Genomic DNA, 20,922 nt, shown 5'->3' with positions numbered 1-20,922 from the left:
TGCTTGTCAGGCCAGCGCAGAAACTTGAACCCGTGTGGGAGCGGGCTTGCTCGCGATGCAAGCGACTCGGTCAGACAGTCACACCGCGCCGTTCCAATCGCGAGCAAGCCCGCTCCCACAGCACTCATTGACTGACGGGCATTACCCGGTCGAGGTGCTTTTTGGCCAACGCCATCAACCCTTCGTCTTGGCCCGCGCCGTGTGCAGCTTCTTGTAGCTTTCGATCAGGCGCAAATGCTTGTCCAGGCCTTCGAGCTTCATGCTGGTAGGCGTCAAACCATGGAAACGCACGGTGCTATTAACCGACCCGATCGCAGCATCCATCCGCTCGTTGCCAAACATGCGACGGAAGTTGGCTTCGTAGTCATCCAGCTCCAGATCTTCGTCCAGCTTCATCTCCAGCACAGCATTGACGGCCTGGTAGAACAAACCGCGGTCGACCGTGTTGTCGTTGTACTGCAGGAACATTTCGACCGCTTCCTTCGCCTCTTCATATTGCTCCAGGGCGAGATAAATCAGCAGCTTCAACTCCAGGATCGTCAACTGGCCCCAAGCGGTATTGTCATCGAACTCGATGCCGATCAAGGTGGTGATATCGGTGTAGTCATCCAGCTCGCTTTCCACCAGACGCTCAACCAGCCCTTTGAGCTCGTCTTCATCCAGGCGGTGCAGGTTCAGGATATCGGCACGGAAGAACAGCGCCTTGTTGGTGTTATCCCAGATCAGATCGTCGGCCGGATAGATTTCCGAATAGTCCGGCACCAGGATGCGGCAGGCCTTGGCCCCAATATGCTCGTAGACCGCCATGTACACTTGCTTGCCCATGCCTTCGAGAATGCCGAACAGGGTGGCGGCCTCGTCGCTATTGGCGTTTTCACCTTGGCTGGTGAAGTCCCACTCAACGAATTCGTAATCGGATTTGGAGCTGAAGAAGCGCCACGACACCACACCGCTGGAGTCGATGAAGTGCTCAACGAAGTTATTGGGCTCAGTCACCGCGTGACCTTCAAAGGTCGGCTGAGGCAAATCGTTGAGGCCTTCGAAGCTGCGACCTTGCAACAATTCCGTCAGGCTGCGTTCCAGCGCCACTTCAAGGCTCGGGTGTGCCCCGAACGAAGCGAACACACCACCGGTGCGCGGGTTCATCAGAGTGACGCACATCACCGGGAACTCACCGCCCAGGGATGCATCCTTGACCAGCACCGGGAACCCCTGCTCTTCCAGCGCCTGGATACCTGCCAAAATCCCGGGGTACTTGGCCAACACGGCTTGCGGCACATCCGGCAGAGCGAACTCGCCCTCGATGATTTCGCGCTTTACCGCTCGCTCGAAAATCTCCGACAAGCACTGCACCTGGGCTTCGGCCAGGGTATTACCGGCGCTCATGCCATTGCTCAGGAACAGGTTTTCGATCAGGTTGGACGGGAAATACACCACCTCACCGTCCGATTGGCGCACGAACGGCAGCGAGCAGATACCGCGCTCTTCATTGCCGGAGTTAGTGTCGATCAGATGAGAGCCGCGCAGCTCACCCTCGCGGTTGTAAACCTTCAGGCAGTACGCATCGAGAATCTCGGTCGGCAGCTCATCCTTAGGGCCTGGCTTGAACCAGCGCTCTTCGGGGTAATGCACGAACTCGGCATTGGCGATCTCTTCTCCCCAGAACTGGTCGTTGTAGAAGAAATTGCAGTTCAGGCGCTCGATAAACTCGCCCAGTGCCGACGCCAGGGCGCCTTCCTTGGTGGCACCCTTGCCATTGGTGAAACACATCGGCGATTGGGCATCACGGACATGCAACGACCACACATTGGGCACGATATTGCGCCACGAAGCGATTTCAATCTTCATGCCCAGGCCAGCCAGAATGCCGGACATATTGGCAATGGTCTGCTCCAGCGGCAGATCCTTGCCCGCAATATAAGTACCCGCCTCTGAACCGGAAACAGGCATCAGCAACGCCTGGGCATCGGCGTCGAGGTTTTCCACCTCTTCAATCACAAACTCGGGCCCGGCTTGCACCACCTTTTTCACGGTGCAGCGGTCGATGGAGCGCAGGATGCCCTGACGGTCCTTCTCCGAGATATCAGCCGGCAACTCGACCTGAATCTTGAAAATCTGGTTGTAGCGGTTTTCGGGGTCAACAATGTTGTTCTGCGAGAGGCGGATATTCTCGGTGGGAATATTACGCGTCACGCAGTACAACTTAACGAAGTAAGCCGCGCACAACGCCGACGAAGCCAGAAAGTAATCGAACGGACCAGGAGCCGAACCATCGCCCTTGTAACGGATAGGCTGATCGGCAACCACGGTGAAGTCATCGAACTTGGCTTCAAGTCGGAGGTTGTCGAGAAAGTTGACCTTGATTTCCATGCGGGATTACCAGAATAACCAGACAAATAATTGGCGGCCATTATCCGGTTTTTGAGCGTGAAGTCTTGTGCTTTTGCGCAACGACCGCCAGGCGGCCCGGGCCTGTCCATGGGCAAAAACCTGCCTCCCCCCTGTGGGAGCGAGCCTGCTCGCGAATGCCCTTAGTACTTCAGGGCAGCGCGAGGTTGCGTACGGCCTGATGCCGCACCCCGACTAAGCCGTCACAGAGCCATAAACCCATTCATATGAGAAAACGCGCGATCAGATTTCATGACGGCTTCGCAAAACCATAAAAACCTGATCCGCTACACCCACCTGCCATCACCACATACAACAATCCAATCACTGTCTTGGTGCACCCATCAGATAAAACCGTATATACGCACCCCTTTAATACTTAAACCCAAGGCCGCACGTTATATATATCCAATGCACTCAGAAGTTAGGCATATTGTTCTAACCAACTAACACCGCTTCAAACAAGTTCGCCGTTGCTATTTACACGAAGATATCACAGTGCCACTATCTCTACAGGTTGCCGACCCGAAGGTCAGACGCACCCCATGCACGACTCGCTTTCAGGCCCATTCACACTGGCCAGCGCACACATCCCACCCGCACAAGGCCCAGGCAAGGGTCGCACCACCGCTCTGAGCAGCGCCCGCTACCACAGGGCCATGCTCCAGGAGCCTGCCATTGGGCGGAGTTATTTTTGGTCGGAAACGGCCAAAATGTTATTTATTGTCAGACAATAAATATTGAAAATCGCCTATATAGCCTGAATAAAAAACTCTGCCGATTTAAAGGTTGATATTGCAATCGTTTCGCAGTTAATATTTTCGTTGTTCAACTTCGTACCGACCCATTATCCGTAATAAAGCAGGAGCAACTGTGCTCCCGCCCAGGCCATCGCCACATCAAACTGATGCGGGCAGCCTTTATTGATAGGCACTGCCATCTCCTGGATCGGGGATATTGGTCGTGACGAATCGTTAAATGCTCTCGCCGGCTGAGCATGTTTGGCACAAAGGAAGCTGCCTTGTTTAAACGAATCATGATTGTCTGCATTGGCAATATTTGCCGCAGCCCCACCGCCGAACATCTCATGCGGGTCGCACTGGCGCCCTCCGACATCGTCGTGAGTTCCGCAGGCCTCAGCGCCGTCAAAAGAAAGCCCATCGAAGCTACAGCAGCCCTCGTTCTCGAAGAAAACGGCCACGTCGTGCCCGAACACAGCGGCACCCAGCTGACGGCTGCAGCCATAAATGAGTCCGATCTTATTTTGGTAATGGAACAACATCATATTGGTGGTGTCCTAAGCATCTCTCCAGAGGCTAGGGGCAAAGTGTTCCTGCTGGGCAAATGGCAAGACAACCGCGAAATCAACGACCCGTACCGTCAAGGCAAGCCAGCCTTTGTACACGCGTACGCGCTGATCGACGCAGCAGTAAATGCATGGGCCCAGCGCATCAAACGCTAAGCCATCCCTCGAATTACCTGTGAAGAAAAAGAATCGACTTATGCAGCAAGCACCCGTGACAAAGCCCCATGAACAAGATGATGACAACGACCAAATTGACCTGATGGGGTTGTTGGGCACGCTGATTGACCACAAATGGTTGATTGCTGGCGTGACCGGCGTCTTTATGGCTGCGGGGGTTGCCTACGCCCTGCTGGCTACACCGGTGTATCAGGCGAATGCGTTGATTCAGGTTGAAGCCAAGAAAAATGACCCGCTGGGCTTTTCTGATATCAGCAGCATGCTGGGTAAAGAATCGCCTTCTGCTACTGAAATCGAACTAATCAAGTCTCGCAAGAATATAGGCGCTGCGGTCGATAACCTCAAATTGGATATCAAGGTTGAGCCTAACTATTTCCCGTTGATCGGCGAATTTTTTGCCCGCCGCTTTAAACCTGATGCAGAAAACAGTGTGGCCAGCCCGATGTTCGGTATGGACAGTTTTGCGTGGGGAGGAGAACAACTGAAGCTTGCTGAATTGGCATTGCCTCCAGAATTGCTGGGCAAGCAATTGATCTTAGTCAGCGGAGAATCTGGCAGTTTTACCTTGCTGGACGATGACGATAATCTGCTGGTTAAGGGTCAGATCGGTGAATTCATTAATGAAAACGGCATTAAGCTTCAAGTTGAAACTCTAAAATCCAACCCTGGAACTACTTTTACTGTTATCCGATCCCCGCGCTTGACTACTATATTGAATTATCAACAAGCACTGGACGTCGCTGAACGAGGCAAAGAGTCGGGCATGGTCGGGCTTGCGCTTGAAAGCACTGCCCCAGCCAAAGCTATTGAGATTCTCAATGAAATCTCTCGTCTTTATGTACTACAAAATATCGAGCGCACATCAGCGGAAGCGGCGCAGAGCTTGGGCTTCCTGAAAGATCAACTGCCTCAAGTGCGAAAAGACCTAGAGAAAGCTGAAACTGCACTGAATCAGTTCCAAATTCGGAGCAAGTCAATTGACATCAGCCTTGAAGCCAAAGCCATTCTTGACCAGATAGTCGCACTCGATACAAGCATCTCAACTCTCAAACTGCAACAAGCGGAGATGGACCGTAAATTCACTCCACAACATCCAGCTTACCGAGCATTGATGGGACAGTTAGCTGAGCTGACCAGCAAACAACAACGTTTGGCCAAGCAAGTTGAAGGCCTTCCGAGTACACAGCAAGAACTATTAAGCTTGACAAGGGACTTGAAAGTCAGCACAGAAATTTATACTCAGCTATTAAATAAGTCTCAAGAGCTGGATGTAATGCGTGCTGGGGCGGTAGGTAACGTACGACTAATTGACACAGCAGATGTAGATCTACGTACTCCTGTCAAACCTAAAAAATCCCTGATAGTACTCGTAGCGACTCTGTTAGGTGCTTTTTTGGCAATAGGCTATGTACTGTTCCGCAAAGCGCTAAATCGTGGAGTTGAAAACCCAGATGACATCGAAAAACTTGGATTGCCCGTTTATGCCTCTATTCCATTCAGCTCATTACAAAAAGTAGAAGATGATAAAAGCACACATGGTCGTGGCACTCGTGTCACTCCATTGCTTGCAAGTAGCCATCCAACTGATCTGGCAATTGAAGGCCTACGTAGCCTGCGCACCAGCTTGCACTTTGCCATGCTAGAAGCAAACAACAATCGACTGATGATTTCGGGTCCCAGCCCAAAGGTCGGAAAGTCCTTTGTATCTGCAAACCTCGCAGCAGTAATTGCACAGTCTGGGCAGAAAGTGCTACTAGTCGACGTAGATATGCGCAAAGGCTACATACATAAAATGTTTGGCATTCCTGTAGAGAACGGATTGTCTGACGTGCTCGCTAAACGCTGCGACCTCAGTAACGCGATCCATAAAACTGAAATTGAAAATCTGGATGTGATCGGCCGCGGGCAAATCCCGCCCAATCCATCTGAATTGTTAATGCATAAGAACTTTAGTGACTTCCTCGAACAAATCAGTTCCAAATACGACCAAGTGATACTTGATACACCACCATTCCTAGCCGTAACCGATGCAGCTATTGTTGGCCGTCAATCGGGGACCAACCTCATTGTTACTCGCTTTGAACTGAATCCGGCACGTGAAATTGAATTAACAATGCGTCGTTTCGCCCAAAGTGGTATTGAGCTTAAAGGCGCCATCTTTAACGGCGTAGAGAAACGTGCATCAGCCAAATACGGATATGGCGCATACGGTTATTATAACTACGAGTATAAGTCAGATAAAGTTTAATACCAGAACGGCTCAACTGCTATCGAGCGCCCTTAATAGCTTAGGGGCGCTCTTTTACTATATCTACATTCGAAACAAAAAATAACAAAAGATAAATCGCTTCCAGGGATTAGCGCAAAAATCCTGGGGCGGTAGCGTGTCTGATCGAGAATGAATTCAATAAAACGCCAGACAAAACATCGCCCTCATTACACCCCATCAATACCACAATACTCAAGAAACTTGATACCGAGATTAAAATCAGGAACTTTAAGCTAATTTGAGTATTCGAAGCTCTCAATATTTATTCATGAGAATACGAAAGGAACGCTCTATGAAAACCCTATGTATTTTTGGTACTCGACCTGAAGCCATTAAAATGGCTCCATTGGTACAGGCACTGGCAGCAGATGAACGCTTTGAAGCAAAAGTCTGCGTTACGGGACAACACCGTGAAATGCTGGATCAGGTGCTAGGATTATTTTCTATAACACCTGACTTTGATTTAAACATCATGAAACCTGGCCAGGACCTAACTGATGTTACTACTGCCATTTTGCAGGGTTTAAAAGCAGTCTTAAATGAATTCAAGCCCGATATCGTATTGGTTCACGGGGATACTGCAACAACATTTGCAGCCAGTCTTGCTGCCTACTATCAGCAAATCCCAGTCGCGCATGTTGAAGCTGGATTACGCACCGGAAATCTTTACTCACCTTGGCCCGAAGAAGGTAACCGTAAACTTACAGGTGCACTAGCCAAACTAAACTTTGCACCTACAGATACCTCGCGGAATAACCTGCTGCGCGAAGGCATTAGCCCAGACGATATCGTTGTGACCGGCAACACAGTAATTGATGCTCTGTTAGATGTTGTTAAACGCCTTGATCAAGACCCTGAATTGTTGGCGCAAGCTTCAGAGCCCGCGGCGTTTCTTAATCCTGCACGTAAACTAATTCTTGTAACTGGTCATCGCCGTGAAAGCTTCGGTGACGGTTTCGAGCGCATTTGCCAGGCGCTCATGGAAGTTGCACAGATGCATCCCGACGTCGATATCGTGTACCCGGTCCATCTAAATCCCAATGTTCGCGAGCCCGTTAATCGCCTGCTAAATGGTATAGGAAATATCCATCTAATAGCCCCTCTTGATTACCTGCCTTTCGTTCACATGATGAGCCGTTCGCACATTATTTTGACCGATTCGGGAGGTATTCAGGAAGAAGCTCCATCACTGGGTAAGCCCGTATTAGTAATGCGAGATACCACAGAACGACCAGAAGCTGTATCAGCAGGCACAGTAAAGCTGGTGGGCACTAATACCTCAGATATAGTCCGCGAGTTGAACCGATTGCTGATCGACACATCCGCCTATCAAGCCATGAGTTATGCTCATAATCCGTATGGCGACGGGAAAGCCTGTCAACGTATTCTTGAAGCACTATTAGATAACCGCAATAACTGAATTACTATATTTACCGCAAACATTCATACCGATTTAAAACCTTAACACCTCATCCCAGTCAAGGACGCTCCATGCCTTTCACAACTATATCTGTTATTGGTCTCGGCTATATCGGCTTACCTACCGCTGCAGTTTTCGCTTCGCGTAAGAAGCAAGTAATCGGCGTAGATGTTAATCAAAATGCTGTCGACATTATTAATCGTGGCCAGATTCATATCGTCGAACCAGACTTGGACATGGTTGTACATGCCGCAGTGACCGAAGGCTACTTACGCGCTACCACTCAACCAGAACCTGCAGACGCTTTTCTTATTGCTGTACCTACACCGTTTAAAGGCGATCATGAGCCGGACCTGAGCTATATCGAGTCAGCCAGCAAAAGTATTGCTTCTGTATTGAAGAAGGGCGATCTGGTCATTTTAGAGTCAACCTCCCCTGTCGGCGCAACCGAACAGATGGCGGCCTGGCTTGCAGCAGCGCGCCCGGACTTGAGTTTTCCGCAAACCCATGGCGAAGACTCCGATATCCGCATAGCTCACTGCCCAGAACGTGTATTGCCAGGGCATGTATTACGCGAATTGGTTCAGAACGATCGAGTCATCGGCGGCATGACACCAAAGTGTTCACAATTGGCCATTAGCTTGTATAAAATATTCGTACAGGGAGAATGCATAGTCACCAATGCCCGTACCGCAGAAATGTGCAAGCTGACCGAAAACAGCTCCCGCGATGTTGGCATCGCATTTGCCAACGAATTGTCTATGATTTGCGACAAGTTGGATATCAACGTCTGGGAGTTGATAAGCCTTGCCAACCGTCATCCTCGCGTAAACATCCTGCAACCTGGACCTGGCGTAGGCGGTCACTGCATTGCCGTTGACCCATGGTTTATTGTTAGCAAAACGCCTGAACAAGCACGCTTGATCCGAACTGCACGTGAAGTAAATGACAGCAAGCCACAATGGGTCATTGAAAAAGTAAAGTTGGCAGTCGGAGAGTTTTTGCAATCCCATCCGGACAAAACTTCGAAAGAAGTAACGATTGCTTGTTTTGGGCTGGCATTCAAACCCGATATCGATGATTTACGAGAAAGCCCTGCATTAGCAATTACAGTTGAAATTGCTGATGCGCATCCAGGTCGCGTACTAGCTATTGAGCCGAATATTGAACAGCTACCCGAAAAGCTTAATGGCAAACTACAACTTAAAACTGTAGAGCAAGGAATTGCCGAGGCTGACATCTTGGTACTTCTAGTCGATCACAGCCAATTTAAAACACTATCTCAAGAAACCATATCAAGCATAAAAACCATTGATACTCGTGGCATCTGGGGCTCCAGTAAAAATCAGTAACCTATGCTGCACTAACAACGGCGACATTAGAAACTTAGGCCCCACAATGAGGGTTGTATCGACCTAGGCATTTCTCGATATAACCCTTGGAATAAATATGAACTTGAAAAAAATAATAGGGTTTGCTGTTGGTCCGATTGGCTCTTCAGCACTTGGATTAATAACCGTTCCGATAATAGCCTGGCTTTACTCATCTGAAGATATTGGTCGGCTTGCAGTACTGCAAGTAATATTGAGTTCTGCAGTACTACTATTCAGCTTAGGACTTGATCAAGCTTACATCCGCAACTACCACGAATCCAAAAACAAACCGCAACTCTTCAAGACCTCTCTGGTACCAGGCTTACTACTACTAACGTGCACACTTGCAATATTCGGCGCATTTCCCGGAAGCATCTCGAAACTTTTATTTGACGTTGATAGTTTTTCCATTAGCCTAATGGTGATCCTTTATATAGCGATCGGGTTTATAACTCGATTCATATCCATTATTTTTCGCATGCAAGAGCAGGGTCTATTCTTTTCATTAACTCAACTTTTGCCGAAAATTTTTTTATTAATAATAATAGGACTTTACGCCAGCTTGTCCATCGGCTTAGATTTTTATTATCTGATAGTCGCCAGTGTCGTATCTTCAACTATTGCTGCTATATTTTTTATATTCAAAACTAAAAGCACTTGGCAAAGGGCACTGGAAGAGAAAGTCAACAAGGATCAACTCAAACCAATGCTTCTATTTGGGATGCCGCTAATTATATCAGGGCTATCATATTGGGGCTTGACCGCCATGAATACAATTTTCATGCGCAATACATCTACTTTTGATCAGCTTGCAATATATTCTATTGCAATAAGTTTTGCGTCTGTCGGCGGTGTCTTCAGAAGCATTTTTTCAACTATATGGGCTCCAACTGTATACCGATGGGAATACGAAGGTGTAGCTGTTGAGAAAATAAAAAGCACCACCGATCAAATCACATTTTCAATTGCCATACTGTTCTGTATAACTGCCCTTCTTTCAAGCTCAATTAACTTCATACTTCCAAATAAGTATTCAGACGTTCAATACATACTAATATCCTGCATGGCATACCCTCTTTTTTATACCCTATCCGAAACGACTGGTATAGGATCAGGTATTTTGAGGAAAAGTAGTCACACTCTTTACTCATCTATCGCTATAATGATAATAAATCTTATAGCAATATACTTACTGATTCCAATTTATGGCGCGGCTGGCGCGGCTGTTTCGACGGCTATATCATCATGGCTGTTTCTTCTTCTGAGAACAGAGATATCTGTGCACACATGGAAGAAAATACCTAGATGTAAAACCTATATAACAACACTTGCCTGCTTGACGCTTTCCATTTCATATACTCTAAAAGGCAGTGAGTCTCCATATTTATTTGCAGTTGCCTGGCTTACACTTTCACTCGTTATAATTTTTTCATTCAAAAAAACATGCAATACGATTTTAAAAAGTATAACTTCTCGCTAACTACCCATTTTAGACTAACCTAACAGAACACTATGAAAATCTTAATAATATCTAATTTTTCAATGAGTCAAAACACACCTCGTGCATTTCGAGCTAAATCTCTACACGACACATTTATCAAAGAAGGACATGATGTTGAGTTCATTTCAGCGCACCAAGATAACGCGAATCAAACTCAAACCCACCAAACAGATAAACGACATTATTTTACAAGCAAACTAAGGGGATTAACCTCTCTACTTCTAAGTAGTATTTTTCCAGATGGGAAAAATTTCTTTCGCACTGTAAAACTCTTAAAAAAAATAAATCATCACGAAATTGACCTTACTATTTCTATTGGGCTTCCATTTTCTGTCCATCTGATCACCGCTTTAGCAGTAAAAAGTGGAAAGCTCTCAACAACAAAACTCATTGCTGACTACGGCGACCCATACAGCATGAACCCATCCGCGCTAAAACCTTTTTATGCAGAACAATTAGAGCGCTGGACCTTAGCTAGATTTGATAAAATCACAATACCAACAGAAAATGCCGTAACAGCTTACGAAAACATTACTGACTTAGATAAAGTAGTGATAATACCTCAAGGCTATAATATCGACCAAGATTTCTCCTCAAACTATAAAAAAAACAAAATCCCAAATTTTTGTTTTGCTGGAAATTTATATAAAAAAATCAGAAACCCTAAAACTTTTCTAGACATGCTTACGACAATAGACCAGGACTTTGTTTTCCACATTTACACAGACTACCGAAATACCGAAACGATGGAAATACTCACTCCCTATAAAGATAAGCTAAAATCCCGACTTGCTTTACATAGCCAAATCCCTAGAAAACAATGTATTACAACGATGAGCAGTATGGACTTTCTAGTGAACTTCTCAAACAAGTCGACAAATCAGGCTCCAAGCAAGATTATTGACTACACCTTAAGCTCAAGACCTTTTATTGAAATAGCCCAGGATCAAAAAGACTTTGAAAATTTTCTAAAATTTTTAGAGTTCGATTTTTCAGGTTTTATCAAACCTGACATATCACGGTTTGATGAGAATCGGATCGCTGAAAAATTCTTAAAGCTATTTTGATTTTTAGGATTCCAGATCGCTTTGAATTGTGGGTTGATGATGCACTGCAATCAAGAGAATTCATAAGAGCTATATCGAAAGGCAAAAAATGAAACAGACTTTTATTTCGAAAACCATAGTATTATTACTCACAAGTCGCGTATTAATTGACATTATTTTTTCGAATCAAAAGCCGCAATTGTTAATCGCCTTATACACCATATCAACATTAACCATATCAGCGTACTTAATTTTAACAACCAAGGCAGCCAAGGGCTTATCAAGCCTTGTGCTAATATTTATCTTAATGAGCGCCGTTCTAGCATCTTTCCTAAACAGCAACGTAGATTTTTTAGACCATATAAACTTTTCACTTCAAATATTAACACCTATAATTTTCTTACTCGCCTGTTCTGGCAAACAAAAAGTATTAATGCAAAGCGGGATAAGATTTAAAAAATACATAGCTGCGCCGGCGTTATTTTTAATTTTAATTTTCTCATTTCTTGACTACAAACAGAACAATCTTGGGCAAAGCTTTTTCGACTATTATGCAAACAACCCTAACCACGTTTTTGCTCAGACCAGCTTGAAAATTTCATTATTATTTCTTCAAAGCATTCCTTTATTAATAGCTGGCTTTATATTGCTTGGCTTACTTAATGTAAGATCAACTATTTTAGCGCTAATTTTTTCAATTTCTATGTTTCATAAGAGCAGCTTATTACAAAAGCGGCGGCTTTTTAAGATCGTTATACTAGCAACAATAGCAATCATTCTCGTCTTATCCTTTGTAGATATTAATCAGATTCTAGAAAGAGCAGTTTTCAAGAATAGAACAGCAGGTAACACTCAAGATATTGACAACTTAAGTAGTGGCCGCTCCGAAATGTATGCTTACTATGTCAAATACTTAATCGAAAAATATACTTTTACAGACTGGCTAATTGGTAAAGGCCCCATCTGGCTGGACCCTAAGGAATTCAATCTTTCGGCGCACAACGACTTTTTAAACCTCTTAGTGTCGTACGGCATATTAGGATTCTCCTTGATTTCCTATGCGTATTATAAATTTTTCTCCACATTACCCAAGCGTATAAGGCCTGCGGCAAGCATTAGCTTTATTATATTATTCTTAGTGAATGGCGTGGTTTTTCACCAATCAACAATATTATTTTCTTTGCTTTATCTTTACCTGACTCCTACCCAACTACCCCCCTCTCAGAAACATTAATTAAAGTGCTTAAAATGTTCAAAAAAATCAATACCATATACTCAAGAGTTGTCGCAAAGCTATCATTAAAAAAATGCGGCAATAATTTTAGACTCGGCCACACTTCCCACATAAAAGGCTATAAAAATATTGAAATTGGTAACAATTTTTTTGCAGGTCCTTTCCTCTACTTGAACACCAATGAAATATCATCTATTGCCATTGGTGATGATGTAATGATGGGACCATCGGTAAAAATAATATCTGGGAATCATATTATTAACTACATTCATGGACCTATGAACCAAAGCCCCCCAAAAAAACCAGGTCACGACAAGGGTATAATCATAGAGAATGATGTTTGGATTGGAGTTAGCACAATCGTATTGGATGGTGCTCACATCTCAGAAGGTGCAGTAATCGGTGCGGGCAGCATAGTCAATAAATTCATTCCACCTTATTGTGTCGCTGTTGGGAACCCTATCAGAATAGTAAAATCTCGATTTACAACTTCTGAACTTACGACATTATTAAATGCGAAGAAATCGAAACTTACCATAGACCATATAATCAAAGAACTTAATAAGCACGAAATCAAATTAATCTAAAAGTGACTTCCACTACCTACGCACACCACACTTAAATACTTCCCCATGGGTCATTGTCAAAATGCCAAGAGTTCTAATTTGCGGGCCTTACCCTGATCCAATCGGTGGCATTTCAATTCATATCCAACGCCTAGCAACACTCTTAAACAGAGCGGCGATTGGAACAAGCTTCTGCGATGAGTCAGCAAACAAAAAGGAGAATATATTTAACATTCGCAGTCTAAATTTTATTGCATATGCATCACTCATCTTTAAGTCAGATATAGTCCACATTCACTCATCAATTGGTATTTTTAGATTAATGCATTTGCTTTTCGCTTTTGTAATGAGAAAGAAAACCATTGTCACCCTCCATTCCTGGAGAAATGGAGTCATCTCAAGTTATATATGGTCTTTACTATTCAATTTGCTTTGCTCAAAAATAATATTGGTCAATCATGCGATTTCCAAACGTTTGAAAGTCAATATAGCTAAGCAAGTTCTTTACCCAGCATTCATCCCGCCATTAGATGTACTAGGTGACCTTCCTATTGAACTGAGTGCGTTCATTGCCAGTGCAAAACTGCAACATAAGAAAATTGCCTCTTCAAACGCATTCAGAATAGTTGAGCATAATCGTCAAGACCTCTATGGCCTTGATCTGTGTATTGATGCATTTTCAAAAAAAGAAATATCAGAATCAGCAGTTTTAGTATTTTCGATTTCCGACCCCAGTACAAATCTAAAAAAAATTGAATGCTATCTGAAAATTATCGCAGAACGAAAACTTGAGGATGTTATTTACCTCCAACTGGGTTCCATTAACTTTTATGCTTTACTGCAAAGTTCTGACATTTCTATCAGAGCAACCAATACTGATGGCGACGCCTTATCTATTAGAGAGTCTCTTTTTTTAAATAAACCGTGCATTGCATCGGACTGTACTAACAGGCCTGAAGGTACACAGTTATTTAAAAATCGATCATTAGATTCACTGAGTGAGTCTATTTTGAATGCGCTAAGAGCCCCATTGCCAGCGAGAAGTAACTCTGGAGCTCTTCAAGAAATTGAAAACTTTTACTTAAAACTCTATACGGACTTCTAATGAAACAAGTCACCCAAACTCTCCGCACAGGCGTTGTCGAAATTAACGAAGTTCCGGTACCGGCTCTTACTGACAAATTTGTCTTGGTACGTAACAGCACTTCCGTTATCAGCGCCGGTACTGAAAAAACCAAAATTGATATGGGCAAGAAAAGCCTGTTTCAAAAAGCGAAATCTCGCCCGGACCTCGTTAAGCAAGTCATCGGCAAAATCCGCACTGAAGGCCTGAAGAAAACGCTCCAGACTGTCAACTCGCGACTCGACTCCCCTTCTCCACTTGGCTATAGCTGCGCTGGTACTGTGGTTGCTGCGGGTGGCCTGGTCGAAGGTATTCAGCCGGGTGATCGTGTGGCTTGCGGCGGCGCAGACTATGCAAACCATGCCGAGTTCGTGGCAGTGCCAAAGAATCTGGTCGTGAAGATTCCAAGCAATGTCTCTGATGAGGAAGCGGCATTCACCACTGTAGGCTCAATTGCTTTACAAGGTGTCCGCCTTGCTGAGCCGCTGCTGGGCGAGACCTTTCTGGTTGTAGGTTTGGGCCTGCTGGGTCAGATCGCCGTTCAACTGCTCAAGGCGAACGGTTGTAACGTAATTGGTACCGATCTTGATCCTTCACTGGTCGCCCGCGCGGAAGGTTACGGCGCTGTTGCCGTTGCTCCTGGTGGGGATGTAGTCGGTATTTGCCATTCGTTGACCTCCGGGCATGGCGTTGATGGCGTATTGGTCTGCGCTGGCACCTCCAGTAATGCCGTTATCGAGATGTGTGGCGCGGTCACCCGTGAAAAAGGTCGGGTCGTGGTGGTCGGTGCTGTGCGCATGGATATTCCACGCGAGGATTACTTCAAAAAAGAAATCAGCGTCGTTATTTCTCGTTCATACGGTCCTGGGCGTTATGACCCTTTCTATGAAGAAAGTGGCAATGACTACCCATATGGCTATGTTCGCTTTACCGAACAACGCAACATGGAAACTTTCCTGACTCTGGTGTCCCAGGGACGGTTGGATATCAAAGGGCTTATCACTCACCGTTTCTCAGTGGATGAAGCAGATCAGGCCTATCAGCTGATTGAAGGCAACAAGACTGAACCTTATCTGGGCATTTTGCTCCAGTACAACCCAGTTGAGCTAAAGCTTGATGAGTCGTCTCGTATCAGCGTTAAACCTGCCGTAGTCAGCTCAGACAAGGTCAAACTGTCCTTTTATGGCGCCGGCAACTACGCCACTGCCAGCCTGCTCCCGCCTTTGCAGCAGAGCAATCAGGTTGTGTTCAGTGGCTTGGTCACTGCCAGTGGCCGTTCTGCCCAGGGCGTTGCCAAACAGTTCGGCTTTAGTTTCTGTGCAGGCAGTTATGAAGAGTTGCTGCAGGGCGATACCGATGCAATCGTGGTCACTACCCGTCATGACACTCACGGTGTAGCCGTCCGCGACGCACTGAATGCAGGCAAGCATGTTTATGTGGAAAAACCACTGGCCCTGTCTGTGGAGCAACTGAGTGAAATCCACTCGGCTTATCATCGCGCTGGCAAATGCCAAGTCATGGTTGGCTTCAATCGCCGCTTTGCACCTGCCACTCAACGTGTCATTGAGCATTTTGCCTCGGTAAAAAGCCCGCTGGTTGCCAACATCCGCATTAACGCAGGTGCCATCCCAAGCAATCATTGGATTCAAGACCCGCAGGTGGGCGGTGGCCGCATGATTGGCGAAGGCTGCCACTTTATTGATCTGGCGTCGGCTCTGGTTGGCAGCAACGTAAAAACGGTCTATGCCGTAGGCACGAGCAAAGCAGAAAAGTCAGCCATGCTGAATGACAATCTGTGCCTGTCGCTGACCTTCGATAATGGCAGCATTGCCAACATCACCTATACCGCTGATGGTTCCAAGGCGATGGCCAAGGAATATATTGAAGTGTTTGGCGGCGGGTACAGTGCCCAGATCAACGACTTTAAAGAGGTTACGCTCTTCAGTGGCGACTCAAACGCCAAGCAGCACAAGCTGGGCGTTCAAGACAAAGGCCAGAAGAGCATGATCGCTGCATGGCTGGAAGGCCTTAAATCCGGTACTCCATGCGTGGATTACACCTGTTTGATGGCAACCAGCCTTGCTACCGTGATGGCTGTCGAGTCACTTGCGCTAGGCGTATCCCTGACTGTCGATACCGATGTTCTGACCGCCGCCGAATAATATGGATCAAGGGGCAGTAATGCCCCTGTAGCCGATATGGAAGACCTGATTGCACTAAACTCGAAGCTTCTGCACTCTATTCAAGCGGATGACTTCGCGGGCTACGACCCCTTCGACTCCCTGAATAGTACGTTGCTGCAAGCCACTCCCCTGTACCGCAATGAATGGGTGCGTTTGGCATGGCTGCAAATCGGGAAGCGCTCGCCTGTAAACTTTCGCCCGCTTCTGCGAGTGCCTAAAAAGCGCAACCCTAAAGGTGTCGGCCTGTTTATTTCGGGCTTGCTGCAAGATTATCGCCGTACCGGTGCTGCTGAATATCTTCATCAGGCGCAAGAGCTGGCGGCATGGTTGTTGACACAACGTAGCGATCCGCAGCAATGGAAACACAGTTGCTGGGGGTACCATTTTGACTGGCAGGCCCGCGCATTCTATGTGCCTGCTGGCAAGCCCAATATCATCACGACCTGTTATGTCGCACGCGCCCTGCACGAGTTAGGGACGCTTACAGCGGATCAGTCACTGATCGATGTTGCATTGGATGCTGCGCGTTTTATTTCAACAGAGCTGTACACCGAAACCGGGGGGCGCAGTTTTTATGCGTATATCCCCGGAGAAAAGGCTTTTGTGCATAACGCCAGCCTGTGGGGAGCTGCCTGGTGCGCAGTTGCCGGAAAACAACTGGGCGATGAAAAACTGGTGGCTCAAGCACTGCAGGTGGCTCGTCAATCGGTTCAGGAGCAATCTGCTGATGGCTCCTGGGTTTATGGCGCCCTTCATCATCACCAGTTTATTGATGGATTTCATACGGGCTATAACCTCGAAGCGTTATGCCTGCTGCGTGATGCTACGGCAGACAGCGAGTTTGATCATTGTATTCGAGACGGGTACGCCTATTACGTAAAGACTTTTTTCACTGAAGATGGCACTGCTCGTTATTACAATAACAATGTCTACCCCATTGATATGCACAGCTTTGCTCAAGCCGTTTTCACTTTACTCAAAGTGGGTAGCAGTGCTGAAGACTTGAAGCTGTGCGACAAAGTTGTTCAGCGCGCTATTGACTTGCTGTACCTGCCTGACAAAGGTCAGTTTGTTTACCAACAAACTCGCTGGGTAACCAACCGCATCAACTACACACGCTGGACTCAAGCCTGGGCTTATTGCTCCATGGCTTTCTACAACAGATATCGCGCTGAGATTGATCATGCAAAGAATTGAATTTTTGGGCTGCCCTATGGATGTCGCATCCATGGACGACACCGTCGAGACCATTCGGAGTGCGATTACTGCAGGGCAGTTCACCCAGCATGTGGTGGTCAATGTCGCCAAACTGGTCAATATGCGTGACGACCCACAGCTCAAAGAGTCTGTCCACTCCTGCGACATCATCAATATTGATGGCATGGGCGTAGTACTGGGTGCTCGTTTTCTTGGGCATTCAGTGCCTGAACGGGTGGCGGGTGTAGACCTGTTCCATGAACTGTTGAAAATGAGCAAGACCAATCAGTTCTCGGTATTTTTGTTGGGGGCCAAGGACGAGGTGGTGTCCCAGGCCACCAGCAATGTGCTGGCGCTCTACCCAGGCCTTAAAGTGGCGGGCTATCACCATGGCTATTTTTGGGATGACGAGGCGGCTCTGGTTGAGAAGATCCGCGCCTCCGGTGCACAGCTGTTGTTCGTTGCCATTACGTCGCCCAAAAAGGAAAACTTCATTAACCGCTGGCGAGACCAGTTGGGCGTCGACTTTGTAATGGGGGTCGGCGGAACATTTGATGTGGTGGCTGGCAAGGTCAAGCGAGCTCCTAGGTGGATGCAACAATACGGTTTGGAATGGCTATACCGTGTGATTCAGGAGCCCGGCCGCATGTGGAAGCGCTACCTCACCACCAACCTTAAATTTGCCTTGCTACTGATAAAAGAAAAAGCCAAACGCTTGTTTGGCCCGGCCAAAACCAACTGACGTTATAAAACGTCAGTAAACCAAACCGCTCTGCGCGGGTATTCTTGAACCGGTATTGTGAAATAAAATGCCTGTTACGGAATCACTTGAGTACAACGCTTGTCGTATCATGCAATACCAACGCACGTTGGGTTGTGAGTTTTTTTAATCTCACATACATACGCTCAAGTAATACAGCCAATACAGACTATTTATCAAAAGGATTTTCTCATGAACAAATTTCTCGTTTCTGCACTGACCTTGGCCCTGAGCGCATCTGCTTTCGCAGCTGAGCCTGCTGCAGCACCTGCTGCTAATGCAGCTCCAGTTGAAGCTCCTGCTGTCACCACCGAAAGCGCTGCTTTGGGCGCAGAAACCGGCGTATTGGGCGGCGTTAGCACAACAACGGCCGTTGGTTTGGGTGTTGCTGCTGCTGCAGGTATTGCGGCTGCGGCATCGGGCGGTGGTGGCGGTGGCGGTGGTAATGGCGGGACTACAGGCACCACAGGCACTACCGGGACTACAGGCACTACCGGTACTCGTTAAGTACCTGCCCGACTGCCGGTACCCAACCACCTGGAGCACTCCAGGCATTTGATTTTGATGTGTTTCCTTTACAAGTGTCCTCAATGATGATTCGTAGTTTGTCGCTCGCGGTACTTGCAGGGTTCGCTCTGCAAGGTTGTATGTTTGCGCCCGGTCAGTACCTGGATACCAGTGAGATCGGAACTGAAGGCTCACCAGAAAGCAGTCGGGTCGAGCTGATCCCTATCACCCCCAAGCTGATTGCGCAAAACGCGGCGACACACGTCTCAAGCTCGGTGCCAGCAGCTTTGCTGGCATTTAAGCCTGAGGCCTACCGGATCGGCGCCAACGATGTGCTGTATATCACCGTTTGGGACCATCCTGAATTGACTGCCCCCTCGGGTGCTCAACAGCAAATTGATGCGAACGGACGCCTAGTTCGCCCGGACGGTACAATTTTTTATCCTTACATTGGACAGGTTGAAGCAGCAGGTAAAACCATCGAGGAGCTGCGTTCGACAATTGCGGAACGCCTTAAGCAATATGTGGACAGTCCTCAGGTTGATTTGAGCGTTTTACGTTTTGCCAGTAAAAAAGCAATTTTAGCAGGAGCAGTTCTAAAAGCCGGGCCAATGCCCATTACAACGTCACCTCTAAGCGTGATTGAAGCACTAGGTGCTTCAGGGATTGAACCGGGAAATGCCGATCTTTCTGGATTGACCCTTACCCGCGATGGCCATGAGTATGTGCTGGATTTGGACACTCTTAACACCAGCACTTCACAGCTTCATAACGTGTTTTTGAAAGACGGTGACCAGCTATACCTGCCCTACAATGACCGCAAAAAGATTTACGTTATGGGTGAAGTTCTAGTCCCCCAAGCAATCCGATTCAAAACTAAAAATATGAACTTGGCAGATGTCGTGGGTTCGGTTGGAGGACTAAATCAAACCACTTCCAATGGCAATTCACTCTATGTGATTCGCGGAGCCAAAAATATTGAGACAGAGCCAGCCAAAGTTTTCCAACTGGATGCCCAGTCCCCCGTAGCCTTTGCGATTGCTAATCAGTTTGAACTTAAGCCGCAAGACATAGTTTACGTTGGCCCTGCCCAAGTCACTCGCTGGAACCGCCTAATCAGTCAATTACTGCCATCAGCCACTATTCTTGGTACTAGCGCAGCTGCAGGTAATAACTTCAGTGAAGCCAACAACCGATAAGGTTTGAGCCGTTTTGATAACTCTTCGTAACCGCTCATGCCTCGTAGCATGCCTGCTGCTATGCGGCTGTAGTCCGCTAATGAAAGGCTCTATTGACACTTTTAAAGCCGCAGTCCAAAGCCCTGAGCCACTTCGACTTACAGACGCAGATGTAGCGGCAGTTCCTTATGCACAGATACTCGTCACCACCCCTTCCAGCGAAGGGGTTATGGCCAAGCTGCGTCAACAGGGTGATCTGCAGTTCTGGGTTGCATCAGGCAAGCAGGTGCTGTTGATACGCGACGGTCTGGTCGTACGTTCGGTCGGGCTTGAGCCCAGCCTGGATGGCACCCGTTTTGACGGTGAGTCACCTTTCAAGCGTGGCTTGCAGCACGTCGTCGATGGTGACACCAGTACGCGCTGGATCGATATCTATAAAGGTGAGCAGGTAGGGTTGGCTGTCAACAGTCGTTTCCGCCGCAAAGGCCTGGAAACCGTGACCATTCTCAACCAGCCCCATGTGCTGCAACGCATTGATGAGAAATTCGAGATCCCGGCACTGGGCTTTAGCGCAACCAATCACTTCTGGATCAGGCCTGGCGATGGCCAGGTGATGCAAAGCGAACAATACCTGACACCGGAGCTTGCGTTGAAGATTGTGCATCTGCGTCCAGACTGGGAGGCAACCCGGTGA

General features: G+C 47.1%; 16 protein-coding genes. 15 read left to right on the top strand and 1 reads right to left on the bottom strand.

Features of this window, described 5'->3' with window-relative positions:
* Positions 1 to 174: 174 nt before the first annotated feature.
* The gene (locus TU76_RS15725) at positions 175 to 2,370 is read right to left on the bottom strand and encodes an OsmC domain/YcaO domain-containing protein (protein WP_048352041.1); all 2,196 of its coding nucleotides are present in this window, start codon (positions 2,368 to 2,370) and stop codon (positions 175 to 177) included.
* Positions 2,371 to 3,409: 1,039 nt separating this feature from the next.
* Here TU76_RS15725 and TU76_RS15720 point away from each other — a divergent pair.
* The 15 genes from TU76_RS15720 (at position 3,410) to TU76_RS15655 (ending at position 20,922) form a co-directional block, all read left to right on the top strand.
* Positions 3,410 to 3,850 (top strand): low molecular weight protein-tyrosine-phosphatase, encoded by a 441-nt coding sequence (locus TU76_RS15720; RefSeq protein WP_231984091.1) that lies wholly within the window; start codon positions 3,410 to 3,412, stop codon positions 3,848 to 3,850.
* Positions 3,851 to 3,890: 40 nt separating this feature from the next.
* Positions 3,891 to 6,119: a polysaccharide biosynthesis tyrosine autokinase gene (locus TU76_RS15715; protein WP_048352040.1), complete on the top strand. Its 2,229-nt coding sequence runs from the start codon at positions 3,891 to 3,893 to the stop codon at positions 6,117 to 6,119.
* A gap of 313 nt (positions 6,120 to 6,432) precedes the next feature.
* Positions 6,433 to 7,560 (top strand): non-hydrolyzing UDP-N-acetylglucosamine 2-epimerase, encoded by a 1,128-nt coding sequence (wecB, locus tag TU76_RS15710; RefSeq protein WP_048352039.1) that lies wholly within the window; start codon positions 6,433 to 6,435, stop codon positions 7,558 to 7,560.
* Between the two features lie 71 nt (positions 7,561 to 7,631).
* On the top strand, positions 7,632 to 8,912 hold the full coding sequence (gene wecC, locus TU76_RS15705) for a UDP-N-acetyl-D-mannosamine dehydrogenase (RefSeq protein ID WP_048352038.1): 1,281 nt from the start codon (positions 7,632 to 7,634) through the stop codon (positions 8,910 to 8,912).
* A 97-nt stretch (positions 8,913 to 9,009) separates the two neighbouring features.
* Positions 9,010 to 10,413 (top strand): lipopolysaccharide biosynthesis protein, encoded by a 1,404-nt coding sequence (locus TU76_RS15700; RefSeq protein WP_048352037.1) that lies wholly within the window; start codon positions 9,010 to 9,012, stop codon positions 10,411 to 10,413.
* Positions 10,414 to 10,445: 32 nt separating this feature from the next.
* Positions 10,446 to 11,501: a glycosyltransferase family protein gene (locus TU76_RS25260; protein ID WP_151121073.1), complete on the top strand. Its 1,056-nt coding sequence runs from the start codon at positions 10,446 to 10,448 to the stop codon at positions 11,499 to 11,501.
* A gap of 88 nt (positions 11,502 to 11,589) precedes the next feature.
* Entirely contained in the window at positions 11,590 to 12,714 is a 1,125-nt protein-coding gene (locus TU76_RS15690; RefSeq protein WP_048352035.1) for an O-antigen ligase family protein, read from the top strand.
* Between the two features lie 14 nt (positions 12,715 to 12,728).
* Positions 12,729 to 13,301, top strand: a complete 573-nt coding sequence (locus tag TU76_RS15685; RefSeq protein WP_048654703.1) for an acyltransferase — start codon at positions 12,729 to 12,731, stop codon at positions 13,299 to 13,301.
* Between the two features lie 61 nt (positions 13,302 to 13,362).
* Complete coding sequence (locus TU76_RS25255) at positions 13,363 to 14,385, top strand: glycosyltransferase family protein (RefSeq protein ID WP_151121072.1); 1,023 nt, start codon at positions 13,363 to 13,365, stop codon at positions 14,383 to 14,385.
* A complete protein-coding gene (locus TU76_RS15680; RefSeq protein WP_048352034.1) occupies positions 14,385 to 16,565 on the top strand; it encodes a bi-domain-containing oxidoreductase in 2,181 nt (726 codons plus the stop codon). The genes TU76_RS25255 and TU76_RS15680 overlap by 1 nt, the downstream gene beginning before the upstream one ends.
* Before the next feature lie 36 nt (positions 16,566 to 16,601).
* Entirely contained in the window at positions 16,602 to 17,783 is a 1,182-nt protein-coding gene (locus tag TU76_RS15675) for an aspartate-semialdehyde dehydrogenase (RefSeq protein WP_048352033.1), read from the top strand.
* Positions 17,770 to 18,525 (top strand): WecB/TagA/CpsF family glycosyltransferase, encoded by a 756-nt coding sequence (locus TU76_RS15670; RefSeq protein WP_048352032.1) that lies wholly within the window; start codon positions 17,770 to 17,772, stop codon positions 18,523 to 18,525. The genes TU76_RS15675 and TU76_RS15670 overlap by 14 nt, the downstream gene beginning before the upstream one ends.
* 210 nt (positions 18,526 to 18,735) lie before the next feature.
* Positions 18,736 to 19,050 carry a hypothetical protein gene (locus TU76_RS15665; RefSeq protein ID WP_048352031.1) on the top strand — a complete coding sequence of 105 codons (315 nt, stop codon included), beginning with the start codon at positions 18,736 to 18,738 and terminating at the stop codon, positions 19,048 to 19,050.
* Positions 19,051 to 19,136: 86 nt separating this feature from the next.
* Positions 19,137 to 20,249 carry a polysaccharide biosynthesis/export family protein gene (locus tag TU76_RS15660; RefSeq protein WP_048352086.1) on the top strand — a complete coding sequence of 371 codons (1,113 nt, stop codon included), beginning with the start codon at positions 19,137 to 19,139 and terminating at the stop codon, positions 20,247 to 20,249.
* A gap of 13 nt (positions 20,250 to 20,262) precedes the next feature.
* A complete protein-coding gene (locus TU76_RS15655) occupies positions 20,263 to 20,922 on the top strand; it encodes a YjbF family lipoprotein (RefSeq protein WP_082136545.1) in 660 nt (219 codons plus the stop codon).

The organism is Pseudomonas psychrophila, assembly GCF_001043005.1.
GTDB classification, from domain to species: Bacteria; Pseudomonadota; Gammaproteobacteria; order Pseudomonadales; family Pseudomonadaceae; genus Aquipseudomonas; species Aquipseudomonas psychrophila.
Note: the sequence above shows the minus strand (reverse complement) of the source record. Positions and strands in the feature narration are given on the sequence as shown.

What these genes read in the sequence shown, in the direction of transcription:
- TU76_RS15685 (WP_048654703.1), top strand. Translation starts at nt 12,729, where the DNA reads ATGTTCAAAAAAATCAATACCATATACTCAAGAGTTGTCGCAAAGCTA.
- TU76_RS15700 (WP_048352037.1), top strand. Translation starts at nt 9,010, where the DNA reads ATGAACTTGAAAAAAATAATAGGGTTTGCTGTTGGTCCGATTGGCTCT.
- TU76_RS15690 (WP_048352035.1), top strand. Translation starts at nt 11,590, where the DNA reads ATGAAACAGACTTTTATTTCGAAAACCATAGTATTATTACTCACAAGT.
- TU76_RS15680 (WP_048352034.1), top strand. Translation starts at nt 14,385, where the DNA reads ATGAAACAAGTCACCCAAACTCTCCGCACAGGCGTTGTCGAAATTAAC.
- TU76_RS15660 (WP_048352086.1), top strand. Translation starts at nt 19,137, where the DNA reads ATGATTCGTAGTTTGTCGCTCGCGGTACTTGCAGGGTTCGCTCTGCAA.
- TU76_RS15665 (WP_048352031.1), top strand. Translation starts at nt 18,736, where the DNA reads ATGAACAAATTTCTCGTTTCTGCACTGACCTTGGCCCTGAGCGCATCT.
- wecC (WP_048352038.1), top strand. Translation starts at nt 7,632, where the DNA reads ATGCCTTTCACAACTATATCTGTTATTGGTCTCGGCTATATCGGCTTA.
- TU76_RS15715 (WP_048352040.1), top strand. Translation starts at nt 3,891, where the DNA reads ATGCAGCAAGCACCCGTGACAAAGCCCCATGAACAAGATGATGACAAC.
- TU76_RS15670 (WP_048352032.1), top strand. Translation starts at nt 17,770, where the DNA reads ATGCAAAGAATTGAATTTTTGGGCTGCCCTATGGATGTCGCATCCATG.
- wecB (WP_048352039.1), top strand. Translation starts at nt 6,433, where the DNA reads ATGAAAACCCTATGTATTTTTGGTACTCGACCTGAAGCCATTAAAATG.
- TU76_RS25255 (WP_151121072.1), top strand. Translation starts at nt 13,363, where the DNA reads ATGCCAAGAGTTCTAATTTGCGGGCCTTACCCTGATCCAATCGGTGGC.
- TU76_RS15675 (WP_048352033.1), top strand. Translation starts at nt 16,602, where the DNA reads ATGGAAGACCTGATTGCACTAAACTCGAAGCTTCTGCACTCTATTCAA.
- TU76_RS25260 (WP_151121073.1), top strand. Translation starts at nt 10,446, where the DNA reads ATGAAAATCTTAATAATATCTAATTTTTCAATGAGTCAAAACACACCT.
- TU76_RS15725 (WP_048352041.1), bottom strand. Translation starts at nt 2,370, where the DNA reads ATGGAAATCAAGGTCAACTTTCTCGACAACCTCCGACTTGAAGCCAAG.